The sequence below is a fragment of the uncultured Lamprocystis sp. genome (assembly GCF_903933125.1).
Classification (GTDB): Bacteria; Pseudomonadota; Gammaproteobacteria; order Chromatiales; family Chromatiaceae; genus Thiodictyon.
The window spans coordinates 1-16,553 of sequence record NZ_CAIZIZ010000444.1 but is presented as its reverse complement, the minus strand read 5'-3'; the positions used below and the strand labels follow the sequence as shown (position 1 = coordinate 16,553).

Genomic DNA, 16,553 nt, shown 5'->3' with positions numbered 1-16,553 from the left:
GACGCGCCCATGTGCGGCATAACCGGTTTGTTGATGCGCGCCGGACTGGCCCCGGACCCGGACCAGTTGCGCACCATGGCCGCCATGCTGGCTCACCGCGGTCCGGACGATCATGGCATCCACTGTGCCGGGCCGGTCGGACTGGCCCAGACCCGGCTCTCGATCATCGGGCTCGCGACCGGGCATCAGCCGATGGTCGCGGCCGATGGGACCCTGGCCCTGGCGGCCAACGGGGAGGTCTACAACTACCTTGAATTGAACGACGATCTGCGCCGGCAGGGGCGGCACCTCCTCACCGACTCCGACTCCGAGACCATTCTGCACGCCTATGCGATCCATGGGCTCGACTTCCTGACCCAACTGCGCGGCATGTACGCCTTCGCCCTGCACGACGTGCGCACCGGCTGCCTGATCCTCGGACGCGACCGGCTCGGCATCAAGCCGCTGTTCTATACGCGGCTGCCGGATCGGGTCGCCTTCGCGTCCGAGATCAAGGCGCTGCTGCCGGTCCTGCCGGGGCGGCCCGAGATCGACCCGGGGGCGCTGCGCCGTTTCCTGCAGAACCAGTTCGCCGGCGGGGAGAACACCCTGCTGCACGGCATCCACCGGGTCCTGCCCGGCGAAGCCGTGATCATCCACCCGGACCTGCGCATCGAGCGGCACCGTTACTGGTCAGCCCTGGACGTCACCCCGCGGACCATCGACGCCGACACGGCGCGCGAAACACTCGATGGGCTGATGCACGCGGCCATGCGCGAACACATGCGCTCCGATGTGCCCTTCGGGCTCTTTCTGTCCGGCGGGGTGGACTCGGCGGTGCTGGCGGCACTGCTCCATCAGCATGGGGCCGGACGCATTCGTTCCTTTTCCATCGGCTACCGCGGCACCGCCATGGCGCATGAACTCACCGAGGCGGCGCGGGTGGCGGCACACTTCGGCTTCGACCACAGCCCGCTGGAACTGACCCTGGAGCAGGTCTTCGCCCGCATCCCGCTGACCGTGTGGGCAGCGGATGAACTGATGCGCGATTACGCCAGCCTGCCCACCGCCATCCTCGCCCAGACCGCTGCCGCCGAACTCAAAGTGGTGTTCTCCGGTGAGGGCGGCGACGAGGCCTTCGCCGGCTACCGCCGTTACCACCCGCGCCCCCTGGAACGCTGGTTCAAGTCACTGCTGCACCCCGGCAGCGGCGGCTTCCGCACCCGCGGGCAGTGGTCGGGCCGCTGGGCGCGGCACGTATTGGGTCCGGCGCTACGCGGCGCACCGGGCGCGGATCGCGCGCCCTTCGTCGCGGCTTGGCAGGAGACCCCGCCGACCTGGTCCGACATGCAGCGCCGCCAGTACACCGACCTGGTCACCGCCCTGCCCGACAACCTGCTGGTTAAGACCGACCGGATGCTGATGGCCTTTGGGCTGGAGGGGCGCGTGCCCTTCCTCGACCACCGCGTCGTCGAATTCGGCCTGTCCCTGCCGGACCGGCTCAAAGTGCGTCGACACCAGGGCAAGTGGCTGCTGAAACAGTGGGCCGAACCGCTGCTGCCGCCCGGTCATCTGGCGCGGCCGAAGCGCGGCTTCCATGTCCCGGTGGGCGATTGGCTGACCGGCGATCTGGCGCGCCGCCTGGGTGAACGGCTGATCACCAACCGCGGCATCCGCGAGTGGTTCGAACCCGCCGCCATCCCCGCCCTGGTCGCCGCACGTCAGGCCGGTCGGGGCGGCGCCCGGGAACTCTTCGGGCTCATGCAGTTCGCCATCTGGCACCGGCTGTTCATCGAAGAACCGGGGCTCAAGCCGGGGCCTGAGGAAGATCCGCTGGAATGGATGTAGGGTCCGCTGTGCGGACCAACGTCATCGCGGTCACCACGCTGATCGGAATGATGACCACCGCCAAGATTTCTTCTTTGCTGAACCGATCCTTCAATGACTTATTTCACGAGCCGGGAGACCTACCCACAAATGAATAAAGATGAAGACAGTATAGGCATTCCTGTCGCATCATGACCGCCGTCATCGATCACCAGCAGTTCTTGCCGCCTGCCGTTGCCAATCTGGAGAATCCACAGACCGACATTCCGCGCATTGCGAAGGATGCGGACTTACTCCGGCAGATCGAATCGGCTATTCAAGAACTGCCAACCACGCATCGGTTGGTGCGAGGCGACTCCCGAACCCTCTCGTTTCTCCCAGACCAATCGGTCCATCTGATTGTGACGTCTCCACCCTATTGGAATTTAAAGAAATACCGGGACCATGAGCATCAGCTCGGGGAAATTGAAGACTACGAGACATTTCTACGGGAGCTCGATAAAGTATGGAGCCATTGCTTTCGCGCACTGGTCCCTGGCGGTCGACTCGTATGTGTCGTCGGCGATGTCTGCCTCTCGCGGCGCAAGAATGACGGCAGACACACCGTCGTTCCACTCCATGCCTCGATCCAGGAGCATTGCCGTGTGATTGGATACGACAATCTGTCGCCGATCATCTGGCACAAGATTGCGAACGCCGCATTTGAAGCAACCGGCAACGGCGGTGGATTCCTGGGAAAACCATTCGAGCCGAATGCGGTCATCAAGAACGATATCGAGTTTATTCTGATGGAGCGAAAGCCCGGCGGATACCGCAAGCCAACTGTTGCGACACGTGTCCTGTCGGTGATTTCCGGCGACAACCATAAACAATGGTTTCAATCCATCTGGTCCGGGCTAACCGGAGCTTCGACCCGGAACCATCCGGCCCCCTACCCGGAGGGCCTGGCGGAACGCTTGATTCGAATGTTCTCGTTTGTCGGAGATACCGTATTGGACCCCTTCATGGGAACAGGCACCACCGCAGTCGCCGCCGCAAAATGGGGCAGAAATTCGATCGGAGTCGAGATCGATCCTCACTATTTTGAAATGGCCGAGCAGCGCATTCGCGGGGCGACTCAATCGCTGTTCTCAAGCGCATCGATTAAAATTGAAACATCATAGGTCCAGGCCATGGATTATAGTAACCGCCTTTCGGATGGCACACGCACGGATGCGACCATGACCCGCATCGCCTGCTTCTTCTCCACCTCCGGTCACAGCGGCGTCGATCGGGCGGCGCAGCACCTGATTCCGGCGCTGGCCCGGCGTGGTTATCAGGTCGATCTGCTCAAAGTGCGCCGCCACGGGCCGCTCCTTTCGGCGATTCCGCCGGGCGTGCGGGTGATCGACCTGGGCTCCCGTCATACCTATGCCTGCCTGCCGGCGATTGCCGGTTACCTGCGGCGCGAACGCCCGGCGGTGCTGCTCTCGGATAAGGATCGAGTGAATCGGACCGCCCTGTTCGCCCGCACCCTGGCACGGATCGGGACGTCGCTGCCGACCCGGCTGGTCTTCAGTTCGGGCACGACGATCTCCATCGATTTGGCCACTCGCGGCCGCCTGGAGCGCTGGGTGCAGCGCAATTCCATGGGCCGGCTCTATCCATTCGCCGATCAGGTGATCGTCACCAGCGCCGGGGTCGCCGATGATATGGCGGCCTATACCGGGCTCGCCCGCGACCTGATCCGGGTCGTACCCTCGCCCGTGGTGCCGGATTCGCTGTTCACCGCCGACCTGCCGCGCCCGGACCATCCCTGGCTCGGTGACCCGGCGATGCCCTTGATCCTGAGTGCCGGGGAACTGTGCCGGCGCAAGGGCTTCGACACCCTCCTGCGCGCCTTTGCCCGCATCCGGTCCCAGCGTCCGTGCCGGCTGATGATCCTGGGGCGCGGCGGGGAGCGCGCCGCGCTGCTCGCGCTGGCGGCCGAGCTGGGGGTCGCCCCGGACTTCGCGCTGCCGGGCTACGTGCCGGAACCCTATGCCTTCATGGCGCATGCCGATCTGTTTGCCTTCACCTCGCGGTGGGAGGGGCTGGGCTTCGTGCTGATCGAGGCGCTGGCCGTAGGCACCCCGGCGGTCGCGACCGATTGCCCGAGCGGCCCGCGGGAAGTGCTCCAGGATGGCCGTTACGGCCCGCTGGTGCCGGTGGACGATGTCGCCGCGCTGGCGCAAGCCATGCTCGGCACCCTGGACGCCCCCCTCCCGGCCGCCCAATTGCACGCGGCCGCCCGGCCCTATGCGATCGAGGCCGCCACCGACGCCTATCTGGATGCCATGAGGCTGCCCCGATGCCCCGCGTAGCTGCCATCATCCCCTGTCACAACGGTGAAGCCTTCATCCACACGGCGATCAACAGCGTGCTTGCCCAAGCCGAACGCGATCTGGAGATCGTGGTGGCGGATGACGGCAGCCGCGACGCCTCAGCCGCCATCATCGAATCGTTCGGTCCGCCGGTGCGCCTGATCCGGGTCGCCAACGGCAATACCCAGGCGACCCGCAATGCGGCCATCGCGGCCTGCGACAGCGAATTCATCGGCCTGCTGGATCAGGACGACGCCTGGCGGCCAGGCAAGCTGGAGCGCCAGCTCGCCTGCTTCGCCGCCGATCCGCGGCTCGGGCTCTGTTACACCGACACCCGCGGGGTCGACGCGCAGGGGCGCGAGCTTGCGGAGCGGCACAATCCGCTCCAGGTCCCCAGCGACCACACCGATGCCCTGGGGCGGCTGCTGCGGGTCAACATGATGGCCGCGTCCACCGTGCTCGTGCGCCGCTGCGCGCTGGAGCAGATCGGAGTCTTCGATCCGGCCTATCACCTGGCGGGCGACTGGGATCTGTGGCTGCGGCTCGTGGAGGCCTTCCCGGTCGCGGCGATACCGGAGGTTCTGATCGATTATTGCTGGCATGGGGCTAATCTCTCCCACGGACGCATCGCCCTGTTGCAGGAGAGCATCGCGGTCCAGGAGGCCGCACTCGCGCGCATCGCCCGCCATCCACGCTGGTCCGCTGATCCCGGCCTGGCCCGCTACCTGCCGGCCGCCGGCAAGAAACTTGCCGCCCGTTGCTCGGAGCTGGGTCTCTTGCTCGCCCGCGAGGGCCGCCGCCGTGACGCCTTATCATGGCACACCCGCGCGCTGGCCTTGCGCCCCTGGACCCCGCGCGCCTGGTCCCGCTGGGTGCGCGCGCTGGTGCCGCGCAAACCAGGGCCCGCGCCGATCGGAACAGAGCAGTCGTCCACCCATGAACGCCACTGAACGCTCCTTGAAACCCATCCTGAGTAAACCCTCGATCGCACGGGGTCTGCTCCTGATCTTTGCTTTCACCGCCTGGTCGATCACCGGACCGGCGAATGTGGCACTGGCCTTGCTGGTCGCCTTATTCCTGACGGAAATCCCCGGCCAGTGGCGCCACCTGCGCCGGGACCCGGCCTTCCTGCTGCTGCTCGCCGTCGTGCTGGTGACCAGCCTGCTGGCCGTGCGCGCCGCCTGGATTTTTCCCGCCATCGCGACCGATCAATGGCGGGCGATCTCGGCCTGGAGCGCACCCTTGTTGTTCTTCGTCATCGCCTGGTGGCTGCGCCGCGACCCCAACCAAATCTGGCTGGTCCTGGGCGCCGCCGCTCTGGGGCTGGCCTGCGGCGTGCTGCGCAAGAGCGACTGGTCACTGCTGCCCGAAATCCTGGGTGGGATGCGCTACGACTTCGGCTTTGCCGCGCTGGGGCTGGCCTTTCTTACCTCGGTCGTGCTGCTGGGGCTCGTGCTGTTTCGCGCGCGCATCACGGGGCTGCGCATCCGCGGGCAGGCACGTCCCGGCGTCGGCTGGGTTCTCTGGTCGCTGGGCATCGCCCTGTCGCTATTCGTACTGGTGGTCACCCAGTCACGCGGTGCGGCGGTGAGCCTGGCGATGGCCGGGGTGCTTTATGTCATCATTCGGCGCCGTGAATGGCGGCGCCTCGGCCAACAATCACCGCGCCAGTTGCGTGTCGCGCTTGCCGCCGCGGCGCTCGCCATCGCGCTGGCGGGGGCGCTGCTGTGGGTCACCAAGCACCGTCAGATCGAGGACTGGCAGGCCATCACGATCGGCAGCCAGGAAGAACTGAGCTACACCGGGTCCGTGACGATCCGCCTCAACCTGATCAAGGTGGGGCTCCAGACCTTCGCCCAGCAGCCGCTGCTGGGTTTCGGCCCCGGCACCAGTACCACCGAGTTCCTGGTCCCGGAGCGAGTGGTCGCTGTCGACGCTTACCAACGGGCCAACGCACCGGCGGCCTCGCACCTGCACAGCGTCGCGGTGGAAATCCTGACGCGCTTCGGTCTGGTCGGCGTCCTGATCGCGACATCGCTGCTGTGGGTGCTGTTGCGCGCCTACCGCGGCCTCTGGTCGGACCCGCGCGCGGCCCCGGATCTGCGCACCTTCCTGACCTTGGGCGGGATCATGCTGCTGCTCTATTGTCTGTACGACTTCCGCGTCGTGAATCTGGACTTGCGGTTCTTCTGCATTCTGTTCCTGGGAGTGCTCTACAGCTTCCAACTGGGACGGACGCGGCAGCCTGACGGCGCGGAGCCGGCGCATGACTGAGCACCCCCGGCTCGCCGTCTACTGCGGCCCCTTCGACGGCGGCAGCACCGCCAAGATCGCCGCCCGACTGGCCAACGGCTTTGTCGCGCGCGGCTTCCCGACGGACCTGTTGATCACCGCCGCCCCCGACCCCATCCCCGAGGCCACCGACCCCGGAGTGCGGCTGGTCCCGATGGGGCGCATGACGCCCTGGAGCCGGGTGCCGGCCATGGCCCTCTATCTGCGCAGCCGCCGACCGGCGGCCATCCTCACCCACCGCATCCGCGAGGATGTGTTCACGCTCAAAGCCGCCCGCCTGGCCGGCACCCGCACTCCGGTCTTTGTCACCGTGCATGGCCGCATGAGTGTCAAGCTGGACCACCTCAAGGGCATCAAGGGCCACCGCCGCCGCGCCGAGTTCCAGCGCTACTACCGCCGCAATCAGGGCATCGTCGCCATTTCGGAGGACACCGCGCAAGACCTGCGCACCCTCCTGGGCGCGGCGGCACCCGTGACCACCATCCCCAACCCGATCGTGACACCCGAAATGCTGGCACTGGCGCAGGCACCGATCGACCACCCCTGGTTCCGCGACGAGCGCGCGCAGCGGGACATCCCGGTCCTGGTTTTCGCCGGCCGGCTGGAGTATGAGAAGGACGTGCCCACCCTGCTGGACGCCTTCGCCCGGTTACGCCAAGAGCGTGACTGTCGGCTGCTGATCATCGGCGATGGTCGACTGCGCCCCGAGATCGAATCCGCACGCGCCGCGCTGGGGCTCACCGCGGCGGTCGACCTGCCCGGCTGGGCGTCGAACCCCTACCCCTTCCTGCAGCGCGCGGACCTGGTGGTCCTTTCCTCGTTCTGGGACGCCCTGCCCACGGTGTTGATCGAGGCCCTGGCGCTCGGCACACCCGTGGTCAGCACCGAATGCGGCGCCGGTCCGCGCGAGATCCTCCAAAACGGCCGCCTCGGCCCCCTGGTCCCGCCCGGCGATCCGCAGGCCCTGGCCGCCGCGCTGGCCGCCACCCTCGCCGACCCGCTCCCGGCCGCGACCCTGCGCCAGGGCGGTGAGCGCTATGAGGCCCAGCGCAATGCCGACCTCTACCTGCGACTGATGCTCGGCCCCGATGTGATCGACCATCATGGGGATTGATCGCATCGCGCTGGTGGCGAGCGACTTCGAGGACGGCGGGGTCGAGCGCAACTTCACCAATCTCGCCCGCGGACTCGCCCGGCTCGAGGTCGAGATCTGGTTCCTGGTCGGGGATCCGAATCATGCCTACCTGAAGGGCCTGGACCCGGCCATCCGCATCCTGCCCGTCACCGGACCGCGCGTTGAGTTCCTGCGCGACTTCATGGCCCGTGAGCGCCCCGATTGTCTGGTCACCGGCAAGCTCAAGGACGACCTGGCGGCCCTGGCCGCCCGTGATGCGCTGCCGCCCGCCGCCGGGGGCGGCCCCCGACTGGTGGCCGCGGTGGGGACCCTGATGTCCGGGCGCTTCTCCGCACACCGCTGGAACCCCTTCAAGACCCTGAGCGAGACCCGCCGCATCCGCACCTATTACCGGCGCCTGGACGGCCTCACCGCGGTCTCGCAGGCAGTCGCCGACGATCTGCGGCGGACCTTCGGGGTGACGGACGTGCCGATCGCGGTGCTGAACAATCCCATCTGCCCGGACGACTTCGAAGCCCTGGCCGCCGCCCCCTGCACCCACCCCTGGCTGACCGCACCACGGGGCGCCGGACGCCCGCCCGTCATCATCGCGCTGGGCGGACTGCGCAAGGTCAAGGACTTTGCGACCCTGCTGCGCGCCTTCGCGCGCCTGGAGCAGCGGTCGGCGCGGCTGCTGATCATTGGCGAGGGCAAGGAACGCATGCGCCTCACCGCGCTCGCCCGCCAACTGGCGATCGACACGCGACTGGATCTGCCTGGATTCATCGCCCATCCATTTCCCTATCTCGCTCGCGCCGACCTGCTGGTGCTATCTTCACGGCGGGAAGGTCTGCCCAACGCCTTGGTCGAGGCCATGGCCCTGGGCACCCCAGTAGTCGCCACCGACTGCACCGGGGGCGTGCGAGGCCTGCTCCAGAACGGGCAACTCGGCCCCCTGGTCCCGATCGGCAACCCCGCGGCACTGGCCGCCGCAATCGACGCCGAACTCACCCGGCTCGCCGCCGGGGATTTGGATCGCGCTGCATTGCAGCGAGCCGCAGAGCCCTTCGGGCTGGTGCCTGCCGCGAGGGCCTATCTGGCGTTTTTTCGTTCCCTGGCGACGAGATTGTGAACGTATTCGCTCGGAACCCGAAAACAGCCCAATGCCGTAGGTTGGGTGAGGAACGAACCCCAACATTTCCGCGCCTTACGTTTGGCTCCTCGTTGGGCTTCGTTCCTCAGCCCAACCTACAAGGAATACTTGCCCAATCTCGACGCGCCGGAACCAGCTTGAAGCGGAACGCTGACGGCGCAGCGCCAGCGGCACCGCATCGCGGCCGGGGGACTTTCATCTTCCGGGGCGGCTTGATATCCCTTTCATGACCGTCAGCCGGCCGACGCCTCGGCTGGCCGGAACCACGACCAAGGTCCGGCCGCAGACCGAGATCATGGCTACTGCGGACTGGCTGGCTTCACTGCGCTGTCCCTCTCAGCCCTCGCCCGATCCTCGGCTTCGTGCGCCTTCTTGACGGCATCCGCGGCCTCCGCCTCAGCCTTATCGCGGGCAAGCATGTTGGCTTGGGTGCGATTCGCATGAAATTTATCGTCCGCGGCAGTGGCTTCGTCCATCTTCATGCGTTTGTATGCTTGGGCGGCGGCCGCATCGTCCGTGGCGGTCTGGGCGCAGAGTACGCTGGACAGGGAGAGCGTCATGGCCGCGGCGACGGTGATGATGACATGCTTCATTGACACTTGCAGTTTTTCCAGGAATGAGATCAGTGTGACAAATATATAGCCTTCGTACCGGATATCCAGACAGACCATTGGTGTAGGGGCGGGTTTGAAACCCGCCCCTACATCCGGTGATCGTGTTCGACGCGAAAACAACAACTCAGATAGCCTCATTGATCCCGGTCAAAACGACAGAGGATGAAGCAAGCGGCGGGCAGGAGATGCTCCAAGTCGCCCGCCTCCGGCGGCGCGTTCTTCAGGGGGTCTGGTAAGCGCGCGAGCACGCCCGCAGACCATCGCGCAGATTCAGACCAAGCAGCGCGATATTGACGGCACCGGCGATCAGTTGAGCTTCAGCAAAGACGACTCGGCGGGCTATCTCGTCAACCATCTGGCACGGCTGTTCGCCCGCGAACTGCAGGCACGCATCAAGCCGCTCGGTTTGAGCATCGGGACCTTTCCGGCGCTCTTGGTGCTGTGGGAAGGCGACGGCCTGACCCAGCGCGAGCTGATCGAGCGCCTGGACATCGAGCAGCCCACCATGGCCAACACCCTGACGCGCATGGAGCGCGACGGGCTGATCCAGCGTCGCCAGGACCCCACAGACGGGCGCGCGCAGCGCATCTGGCTGACGGAGCCGGCGCGCGCACTCGAAGGCGTGGCGACGGCGGCGGCCGAGTCGGTGAACAGCCAGGCGCTGGCGGGGCTTGCGGCGGACGAGCGCGTGATCTTCCTCGGACTGATCCGCAAGGTCATCGCTGGTCTGCAATGACCTGGGGGACCGCAATGACCCTGCGCGGGCCTTGGGCCGGCAGCGTGCCGATCAACCGAACCTGACCAACACGCCAGGTCGGGTGATATGGATGTCCAGCGCGATAAGGTGATTTCCGACAATTTGGATACCGGTCTGTGTAGGTGCGACTTTAGTCGCACCTGAGTACGAATCGGTGCGACTGAAGTCGCACCTACATGTCACCCCTACCTGTTGGTAGAATCTTTCCCGGAAATCGCCTAAACGGATGTAGGGGCGGATTTCAAACCCACCTTACGCCAAGGCCGTGTCCGGATATCAAGTACGAAGGCGATAAACACCGTCGCACACGGCAGCAGACTCGCTACACTCAAGGCTGGCAAGAAGGGCATCCGCAACACTGGCCGCAATCGAGACTCGATCCTATGAATTCGAGCTTCACGCAGACGTTCCTTGTGACACCGGTTCGGCAGGGCGTGGGGCTGACGTCAGCGGCGCTGGGCATCGTGCGCGCCCTGCAGCGACTCGGCGTGGAGGTCGGATTCGTCAAACCGATCGCCCAGGAACAAGAAGACAACTCGGATCACTTCGCCAGGGAGATCTTTCAGATTCCGGTGCCCGCGGCGCTTGCGCTGGCGGACTCGGCCGAACGGATCGCCGCCAACCAAACCAGCCAACTGCTCGAGGACGTGGTGGCCCTGTGCATGAACGCGAGCACCGGTGCCGGCGTCCTCATCGTGGAGGGATTGCACACTGACGCGGAGCACCCGTTCGCGTCTCAACTGAATGTCGATCTGGCGCGCAGCCTCAAGGCCGAGGTGGTACTGGTCGCCGACGCCTCACTGCCGCATGCCGTCACCGAATCACGCCTGGCTGCCAGTCAGTTCGCGAACGAAGATTGCCGCGTGGCCGGGGTGATCTTCAACAAAGCGCCCGCGCATTTCGACCAGACGTCGGCCCAGAGCAAGCTGGGCCAAACCCGCATCTGGGGCGTCATTCCGGAAAACCCCGCGCTGCGCGCGCCGCGGACCCTGGACATCGCGCAGCACCTGAATGCCGCCGTGGTCTTGCGGGGCGAACTCGACACCCGCCGTGTCACCGAATTCGTGACCGCCGCGCGTTCCGTCGCCGAAGTGATCCCGCGACTGCGTCCGGGCGTGCTGGTGATCACCTCCGGTGACCGGGACGACGTGATTCTGGCCTGCGCGCTGGCGGCCAGCCGCGGCATCGAACTCGCCGGAATCTTGCTCACCCACGCCAGCGCGATTGCCCCGCGGGTCATGGAATTCGCCGGCCCCGCGCTGACATCCGGGCTGCCGATCCTGCGCTCCGATGACGACAGTTACGGAACGGCGCGCCAGGTCAGCCATATCCCACGAACGGTCCCCAAGGATGACATCGCGCGCATGAACACCGTGCTCGATTGCGTGGCCGAGCATCTGGATGCCGAGACGATTTCAGCCGCCTTTCACCTGCGGGAAAACACCAAACTCTCCCCGCCGGCCTTTCGTTATCAACTCATCCAGAAGGCGCGTGCCGCGCAACAACGTGTCGTCCTGCCGGAGGGGGAAGAGCCCCGCACCTTGCGCGCCGCCGCGATCTGCGAAGAGAAAGGCATTGCCCACTGCGTGCTCCTGGGCAAGCGTGAAGCCATTGAAATGGTCGCCGCCGCCCAAGGCATCACCCTGCCGGCCGGCCTGGAAATCCTGGACCCCGACGCCATTCGCGGCAACTATGTCGATGCCATGGTGACGTTGCGCAAGGCCAAGGGCCTGACACCGACCCAAGCGCTCGAACAGCTTGAAGATGTCGTCGTGGTGGGCACGATGATGCTCGCGGTCGGCGAGGTGGATGGCCTGGTTTCAGGCGCCGTCCACACCACGGCCAACACGGTGCGCCCGGCCATGCAGTTGATCAAGACCGCGCCCGGTGCGTCGATTGTCTCATCGGTCTTTTTCATGCTCATGCCGGACCAGGTGCTGGTGTATGGCGACTGCGCCATCAATCCGGACCCCACGGCGGATCAGTTGGCCGAGATCGCCAAGCAGAGCGCGGACAGTGCCGCCGCGTTCGGCATCACGCCCAAGGTGGCGATGATCAGCTACAGCACCGGTCTGTCGGGAGCCGGCGATGATGTGAACAAGGTGCGGATGGCCACTAAATCGCCCATGCGAAGTACCCGGATCTGGTGCTCGATGGCCCGTTGCAGTACGACGCGGCCTCAGTGGCCGATGTGGGAAGGCAGAAAGCGCCGAACAGCCCGGTGGCCGGGCAGGCGACCGTCTTTATCTTTCCCGACCTGAACACCGGCAACACCACCTATAAAGCGGTGCAGCGCAGTGCCAACGTCGTGTCGGTCGGCCCGATGCTGCAAGGATTGCGCAAGCCCGTCAATGATCTCTCGCGCGGCGCCCTCGTGGATGACATCGTCTTCACGATTGCTTTGACGGCGATTCAGGCACGCTACCGGGCAGACGACTGATCGGGCGACCATTCGGACGCGGACTCGGCTTGGGCCTGAGCCACCGGACCACCGCCTTCTCACTCTCGATCAACAGGAAGATGCTGACACCGACGCCAATCGGCAGCAGCCAGTCACGCGCGGCCAGCGCAGCGGTGTGGAACCAGAGGTTCATGACCGGCACATAGACGAACAGGCCTTGCAGCAGGATGAGCACCCCGACCGCAATCCAGACCGCCGGATTGGTAAACCACAGACGCGGCCGCAGGCTGCGACCCTGTTCCACCGCGTGCTCGATCGAGGCGAAGTTGTCGTCGGCCAGCACGATCGCGGCCGCCTCCTTGGTCGCCTCGGTGCCCTTGATGCCCATGGCCACGCCCACGTCGGCACGCTTGATGGCGGGCGCATCGTTCACCCCGTCGCCGGTCATGGCCACGACCTCGCCGTTGGCCTGCAGCGCCTGCACCAGACGCAGCTTGTGCTTCGGGTGTCCAGCAGTCGCTGTCCAGCGGCTCGCCGCCGCCATCGGCGGCACGCTGGCTGGTGCAGCGCTCCAACAGCGGGCCGGGCGCGCCTTTCACCAGAATCCGCAACCCCGTCCGCGGCACCTGATGGAGCGTGGCCATGAGTTTGGACGTCGAATCGAAGGGAATGACCGCCAGACGCCTGGCTTTACCGGGCGCGAAACCGGCCTTGCGCGCGAGGGTGCAGAGCGCGCCCTCGGTCGGCTCGCCGATCGGCAATGGGTTGAGCCGGCGGACCGTTAAAGAATCCGTCCGGCAAATTGATGACGAAACCGGCTTGGTTGTAATAGCGCAACGCCAACAAGAACTGCATGAAACCGGCGAAAAAGAGTGCCGCGAGCAGCAACAGCTTGACCCGCACGATGTCCACAGTGCTCGGCACCCAGCTCAGCGCCTGCGCCGGATCCGCCAGATCGTACCCCGCGAACGTCACGCTGATGATCCCCAAGCCGATCAGGATACAGGTCGACGCAAACAGCGTTGTAGACATCACCCAATTGCGCAGGGTCTCGATCGCCAGCGCGTCCTTGCTGCCGGCACGCACACTCTCGACCCAGGCCCGACGCAGCCGATTGGATCGGCCCTGATGCGTGCACTCGGGGTGGCGGCGGGAGGCACCGCTCGCATAGAGCATGTAGCCGACCAAAAGCGCCAAGCACAAGGCGTCGAGGCCCCAAATCCAAGGCAACCTCGCGAACTCGGAAAGCGGTATCACATCTTGCTCTTGACGTGTTCAGCCGAACTGCTGACGGCCTGGCCGCCCCGTTGGATATCCTTGCCGGCACCCGCCATGGTATTGCAGCCGAGCAACCCGACGGTCGTGATCAGACAAATCAAAGCGAGTAGCTTTCTCATAACCCTTACCCATTCTATCAGTCAGTTTCACATCTGGCGCGAGCACGCCGTCCGCCATCTTCAGGAAAGCGCCGGACGACGCGACATCACTCCGCTTTCGGCCGGCACGCGCTGCCGGTTGACGATGATTCCTCCAACCCTTCCCCCCATTAACGGGAGTAGTAGGTGGCGTCTTGAGTCACGGTGGTCGTTCTGGTCGGCCGTAGCGGCGCGACGATCACGGTTTCAGTGGTCTTGGTTCCCGAATGAGCCGGGCTTACGATCACCTGATCAACACCGGTCCGCCCGGTTGGGCCTTGAACCCCTGACGGTCCTTGCGGTCCAGTGCAAGCGATCAGCCCGAGCGTCGCCAATACCGCGACTGACAGTAGTTGATACCTCATGCTGTATCCTTAAGATCTTCTTTCAGGTCGCCAAGGGCGGCCCCAACCTTGCCGGAGTTCTTTTGGTTCTTTCCTTTGCGTTCCAGATCCTTATTGCCGACCGCGTGGCCGGTGACTTCCTTAGCCTTGCCTTTTGCCTGTTCGACGCGGCCTTTGACTTGCTCTTTGTTCATGGGAATCTCCTGCTGGTGTATTGAGCCGTGACCAGGCTGGTCATGACCCGAGCGTGGAGTGTGTGATTCCATCGCTACAGCGACACTCTACACAACAGACTGAGCCGGCTCAGTACGGTACCGCACACTGACTCCACACATAGCCTTAGCGTAGGGGCGGGTTTGAAACCCGCCCCTACGTCCGGTTATTGCCTTTAACGGCGAACGTTGGGCAGGCTAGCCTTGATCGCTTATGGACACCGCTCGTCATCTGTGTGCCAGCGTACCGACGACCCCGTCCTGCGTCATTAGACTGCTGACTAAGGTTACGATCCGGCGCGATAACGCGCATTCGCCCTGAGCCCGCTGATCGTCAAGACGCTGCCTGGGCGTGTTAGGCCCAACGTCTTCGCGCTCCCTTTCACCTCCGAACCCATAACCAACTGGAATACCCTATGAAGAACATTCAAGTGACCGCCCTTTCGATTGCCATCGGCCTCGTCTTCAGCGTCGGGGTGATGGCTGAAACGGTAACCAAAGATGCGTATAAGGCCGGTGAGGCCCGTATCGAGGCTGAATACACCGCTGACAAGGCGAAGTGCGACCTGCTGTCCGGCAACGCCAAGGATATCTGCTACGCCGAGGCCAAAGGGAAAGCAAAGGTCGCCGACGCCACGCTCGAAGCGAGCTACGAACCCACCGTCAAGCACCGCTACGACGTGTTGGTCGCCAAGGCAAAGGCCGATTACGCCGTCGCCAAAGAGAAGTGCGATGACCGATCCGGCAATGATGAGGAAATCTTTAGCCGGTCAATCTGACGGCTGCGCGGCCTTGGTCCGGCTGACGACCATGAACGGAACATCAAGCCACCCCGGAAGATGAAAGTCCCCCGTGTGGGGCCGCGGTGACGAAAGTTGCGGCTGCGCGCCCGGCCCCGTCGCGGCGGGACGCCGCTCCCACAGCGTCGCCGCGCGACTTTCACGGTAGTGTAAGCGATGGGCACTCATCGACCCGTGTGGAACTGAAGTCACGCAAGCGTTGCGTGGTGTGCTGTACCATGAATGCTTCGATCCCATCGGACGCGCGCGCCGCGGGCTGTTTCCAGCGATTCTGAGGCTCCCGGCGGCAATCCGTGGATCGATGGGAGTCGGTGCCGGGGCGCGTGCTCACTCCGCCGGCTGCGCTACCGACGTGGACCAAGTAAGGGATCCATGAGCCATCATCGTGAAACTGACGCCACCATGCATCTGATCGGTCGCAGTCTGGCGCTGCTGGCGCTGCTGTTGGCGCCCTTTGCCGCTGCGGGCGACGACACGGTGCGGCTGCAACTGAAGTGGCAGCACCAGTTCCAGTTCGCCGGATATTACGCGGCCCAGGCCATGGGCTACTACCGGAACGCGGGGCTGAAGGTCGACATTCTACCCGCCGGACCGGGAGAAGACCCGGTACGGCAGGTGATCGAGGGCAAGGCCGAGTTCGGCGTCGGCTCCACGGAACTGCTTCTGCTGCGGGAACAGGGCATACCGATCGTGGTCCTGGCGGTCATCTTCCAGCATCCCCCTCTGGCGCTCATGACCCTGAAGGATGATGGTATTCAGACCATTCATGACCTGGCTGGCCGCAAGGTCATGATCGAGCCGGGGTCGGCCGAGCTCCACGCCTACCTGCGCAGAGAGGGGATTTCGGCCGACAAGTTCACGCTGGTGCCCCACACCTTCGACGTCCAGGCGCTGCTCTCGGGAGCGGTAGACGCCATTTCCGTCTACGTCACCGATGAACCCTTTGCGCTGAAAGAGGCAGGGCGGGAGTACCTGCTCTATTCCCCCCGGGCGGTGGGGATCGATTTCTACGGCGATAACCTCTTTACCACCGGGGATCTGCTCCGGCGGCGGCCCGAGTTGGTCAGGAAGTTCCGGGAGGCGAGTCTCAAGGGGTGGGACTACGCGATGCAGCACCAGGAAGAGGTGGCACGGCTTATCTACGACCGTTACAGCCGGCGACACAGCCTGGAGCACCTCCGGTTCGAGGCCCGGCAGATGGAGTCGCTGCTCCAGCCGGCGCTGATCGAAGTCGGCCACATGAATCCGGGCCGGTGGCGCAATATCGCCGAAGTTTATGCCGAAATGGGCATGCTGCGGCGGG

At 65.1% G+C, this 16,553-nt stretch carries 14 protein-coding genes and 2 pseudogenes; 11 read left to right on the top strand and 5 right to left on the bottom strand.

Going from position 1 to position 16,553, the window contains the following annotated elements; genetic code table 11:
* Positions 1-9 precede the first annotated feature (9 nt).
* The 7 genes from asnB to QZY03_RS23790 all read left to right on the top strand — a co-directional run bounded on the left by asnB (position 10) and on the right by QZY03_RS23790 (position 8,686).
* Positions 10-1,827 carry an asparagine synthase (glutamine-hydrolyzing) gene (asnB, locus tag QZY03_RS23820; RefSeq protein WP_295585247.1) on the top strand — a complete coding sequence of 606 codons (1,818 nt, stop codon included), beginning with the start codon at positions 10-12 and terminating at the stop codon, positions 1,825-1,827.
* A gap of 170 nt (positions 1,828-1,997) precedes the next feature.
* Entirely contained in the window at positions 1,998-2,969 is a 972-nt protein-coding gene (locus QZY03_RS23815; protein ID WP_295585246.1) for a site-specific DNA-methyltransferase, read from the top strand.
* Positions 2,970-3,026: 57 nt separating this feature from the next.
* Positions 3,027-4,148 carry a glycosyltransferase gene (locus QZY03_RS23810; protein ID WP_295585244.1) on the top strand — a complete coding sequence of 374 codons (1,122 nt, stop codon included), beginning with the start codon at positions 3,027-3,029 and terminating at the stop codon, positions 4,146-4,148.
* Entirely contained in the window at positions 4,136-5,098 is a 963-nt protein-coding gene (locus tag QZY03_RS23805) for a glycosyltransferase (RefSeq protein ID WP_295585242.1), read from the top strand. Before QZY03_RS23810 ends, QZY03_RS23805 begins: the two co-directional genes overlap by 13 nt.
* A complete protein-coding gene (locus QZY03_RS23800; RefSeq protein WP_295585241.1) occupies positions 5,085-6,422 on the top strand; it encodes an O-antigen ligase in 1,338 nt (445 codons plus the stop codon). Before QZY03_RS23805 ends, QZY03_RS23800 begins: the two co-directional genes overlap by 14 nt.
* A complete protein-coding gene (locus QZY03_RS23795) occupies positions 6,415-7,554 on the top strand; it encodes a glycosyltransferase (protein ID WP_295585239.1) in 1,140 nt (379 codons plus the stop codon). Before QZY03_RS23800 ends, QZY03_RS23795 begins: the two co-directional genes overlap by 8 nt.
* On the top strand, positions 7,544-8,686 hold the full coding sequence (locus QZY03_RS23790) for a glycosyltransferase (RefSeq protein WP_295585237.1): 1,143 nt from the start codon (positions 7,544-7,546) through the stop codon (positions 8,684-8,686). The genes QZY03_RS23795 and QZY03_RS23790 overlap by 11 nt, the downstream gene beginning before the upstream one ends.
* A gap of 320 nt (positions 8,687-9,006) precedes the next feature.
* Here the strand turns inward: QZY03_RS23790 and QZY03_RS23785 are convergent, their stop codons facing one another.
* Positions 9,007-9,306, bottom strand: a complete 300-nt coding sequence (locus QZY03_RS23785) for a hypothetical protein (protein ID WP_295585236.1) — start codon at positions 9,304-9,306, stop codon at positions 9,007-9,009.
* A gap of 325 nt (positions 9,307-9,631) precedes the next feature.
* Here QZY03_RS23785 and QZY03_RS23780 point away from each other — a divergent pair, with 325 nt between their 5' ends.
* The gene (locus tag QZY03_RS23780) at positions 9,632-10,057 is read left to right on the top strand and encodes a MarR family winged helix-turn-helix transcriptional regulator (protein WP_295585234.1); all 426 of its coding nucleotides are present in this window, start codon (positions 9,632-9,634) and stop codon (positions 10,055-10,057) included.
* A 197-nt stretch (positions 10,058-10,254) separates the two neighbouring features.
* Positions 10,255-12,518, top strand: a pseudogene (pta, locus tag QZY03_RS23775) (phosphate acetyltransferase).
* Here the strand turns inward: pta and QZY03_RS23770 are convergent.
* The 4 genes and pseudogenes from QZY03_RS23770 to QZY03_RS23755 form a co-directional block, all read right to left on the bottom strand.
* Positions 12,469-13,231 (bottom strand): annotated as a pseudogene (locus tag QZY03_RS23770) (HAD-IC family P-type ATPase); the annotation flags it as partial. The pseudogenes pta and QZY03_RS23770 overlap by 50 nt on opposite strands.
* Entirely contained in the window at positions 13,170-13,655 is a 486-nt protein-coding gene (locus QZY03_RS23765) for a DUF599 domain-containing protein (RefSeq protein WP_295585287.1), read from the bottom strand. The gene QZY03_RS23765 and the pseudogene QZY03_RS23770, both read right to left, overlap by 62 nt.
* A 77-nt stretch (positions 13,656-13,732) precedes the next feature.
* Positions 13,733-13,876, bottom strand: a complete 144-nt coding sequence (locus tag QZY03_RS23760; RefSeq protein ID WP_295585232.1) for an entericidin A/B family lipoprotein — start codon at positions 13,874-13,876, stop codon at positions 13,733-13,735.
* A 379-nt stretch (positions 13,877-14,255) separates the two neighbouring features.
* Positions 14,256-14,432: a CsbD family protein gene (locus QZY03_RS23755; protein ID WP_295585230.1), complete on the bottom strand. Its 177-nt coding sequence runs from the start codon at positions 14,430-14,432 to the stop codon at positions 14,256-14,258.
* A gap of 434 nt (positions 14,433-14,866) precedes the next feature.
* Here QZY03_RS23755 and QZY03_RS23750 point away from each other — a divergent pair, with 434 nt between their 5' ends.
* Complete coding sequence (locus QZY03_RS23750; RefSeq protein WP_295585228.1) at positions 14,867-15,229, top strand: hypothetical protein; 363 nt, start codon at positions 14,867-14,869, stop codon at positions 15,227-15,229.
* Between the two features lie 393 nt (positions 15,230-15,622).
* Positions 15,623-16,553 (top strand): ABC transporter substrate-binding protein (locus QZY03_RS23745; RefSeq protein WP_295585226.1); only part of this gene is annotated, 931 nt, incomplete at its 3' end.

What these genes read in the sequence shown, in the direction of transcription:
- QZY03_RS23760 (WP_295585232.1), bottom strand. Translation starts at nt 13,876, where the DNA reads ATGAGAAAGCTACTCGCTTTGATTTGTCTGATCACGACCGTCGGGTTG.
- QZY03_RS23800 (WP_295585241.1), top strand. Translation starts at nt 5,085, where the DNA reads ATGAACGCCACTGAACGCTCCTTGAAACCCATCCTGAGTAAACCCTCG.
- asnB (WP_295585247.1), top strand. Translation starts at nt 10, where the DNA reads ATGTGCGGCATAACCGGTTTGTTGATGCGCGCCGGACTGGCCCCGGAC.
- QZY03_RS23815 (WP_295585246.1), top strand. Translation starts at nt 1,998, where the DNA reads ATGACCGCCGTCATCGATCACCAGCAGTTCTTGCCGCCTGCCGTTGCC.
- QZY03_RS23810 (WP_295585244.1), top strand. Translation starts at nt 3,027, where the DNA reads ATGACCCGCATCGCCTGCTTCTTCTCCACCTCCGGTCACAGCGGCGTC.
- QZY03_RS23750 (WP_295585228.1), top strand. Translation starts at nt 14,867, where the DNA reads ATGAAGAACATTCAAGTGACCGCCCTTTCGATTGCCATCGGCCTCGTC.
- QZY03_RS23805 (WP_295585242.1), top strand. Translation starts at nt 4,136, where the DNA reads ATGCCCCGCGTAGCTGCCATCATCCCCTGTCACAACGGTGAAGCCTTC.
- QZY03_RS23795 (WP_295585239.1), top strand. Translation starts at nt 6,415, where the DNA reads ATGACTGAGCACCCCCGGCTCGCCGTCTACTGCGGCCCCTTCGACGGC.
- QZY03_RS23790 (WP_295585237.1), top strand. Translation starts at nt 7,544, where the DNA reads ATGGGGATTGATCGCATCGCGCTGGTGGCGAGCGACTTCGAGGACGGC.
- QZY03_RS23765 (WP_295585287.1), bottom strand. Translation starts at nt 13,655, where the DNA reads ATGCTCTATGCGAGCGGTGCCTCCCGCCGCCACCCCGAGTGCACGCAT.
- QZY03_RS23755 (WP_295585230.1), bottom strand. Translation starts at nt 14,432, where the DNA reads ATGAACAAAGAGCAAGTCAAAGGCCGCGTCGAACAGGCAAAAGGCAAG.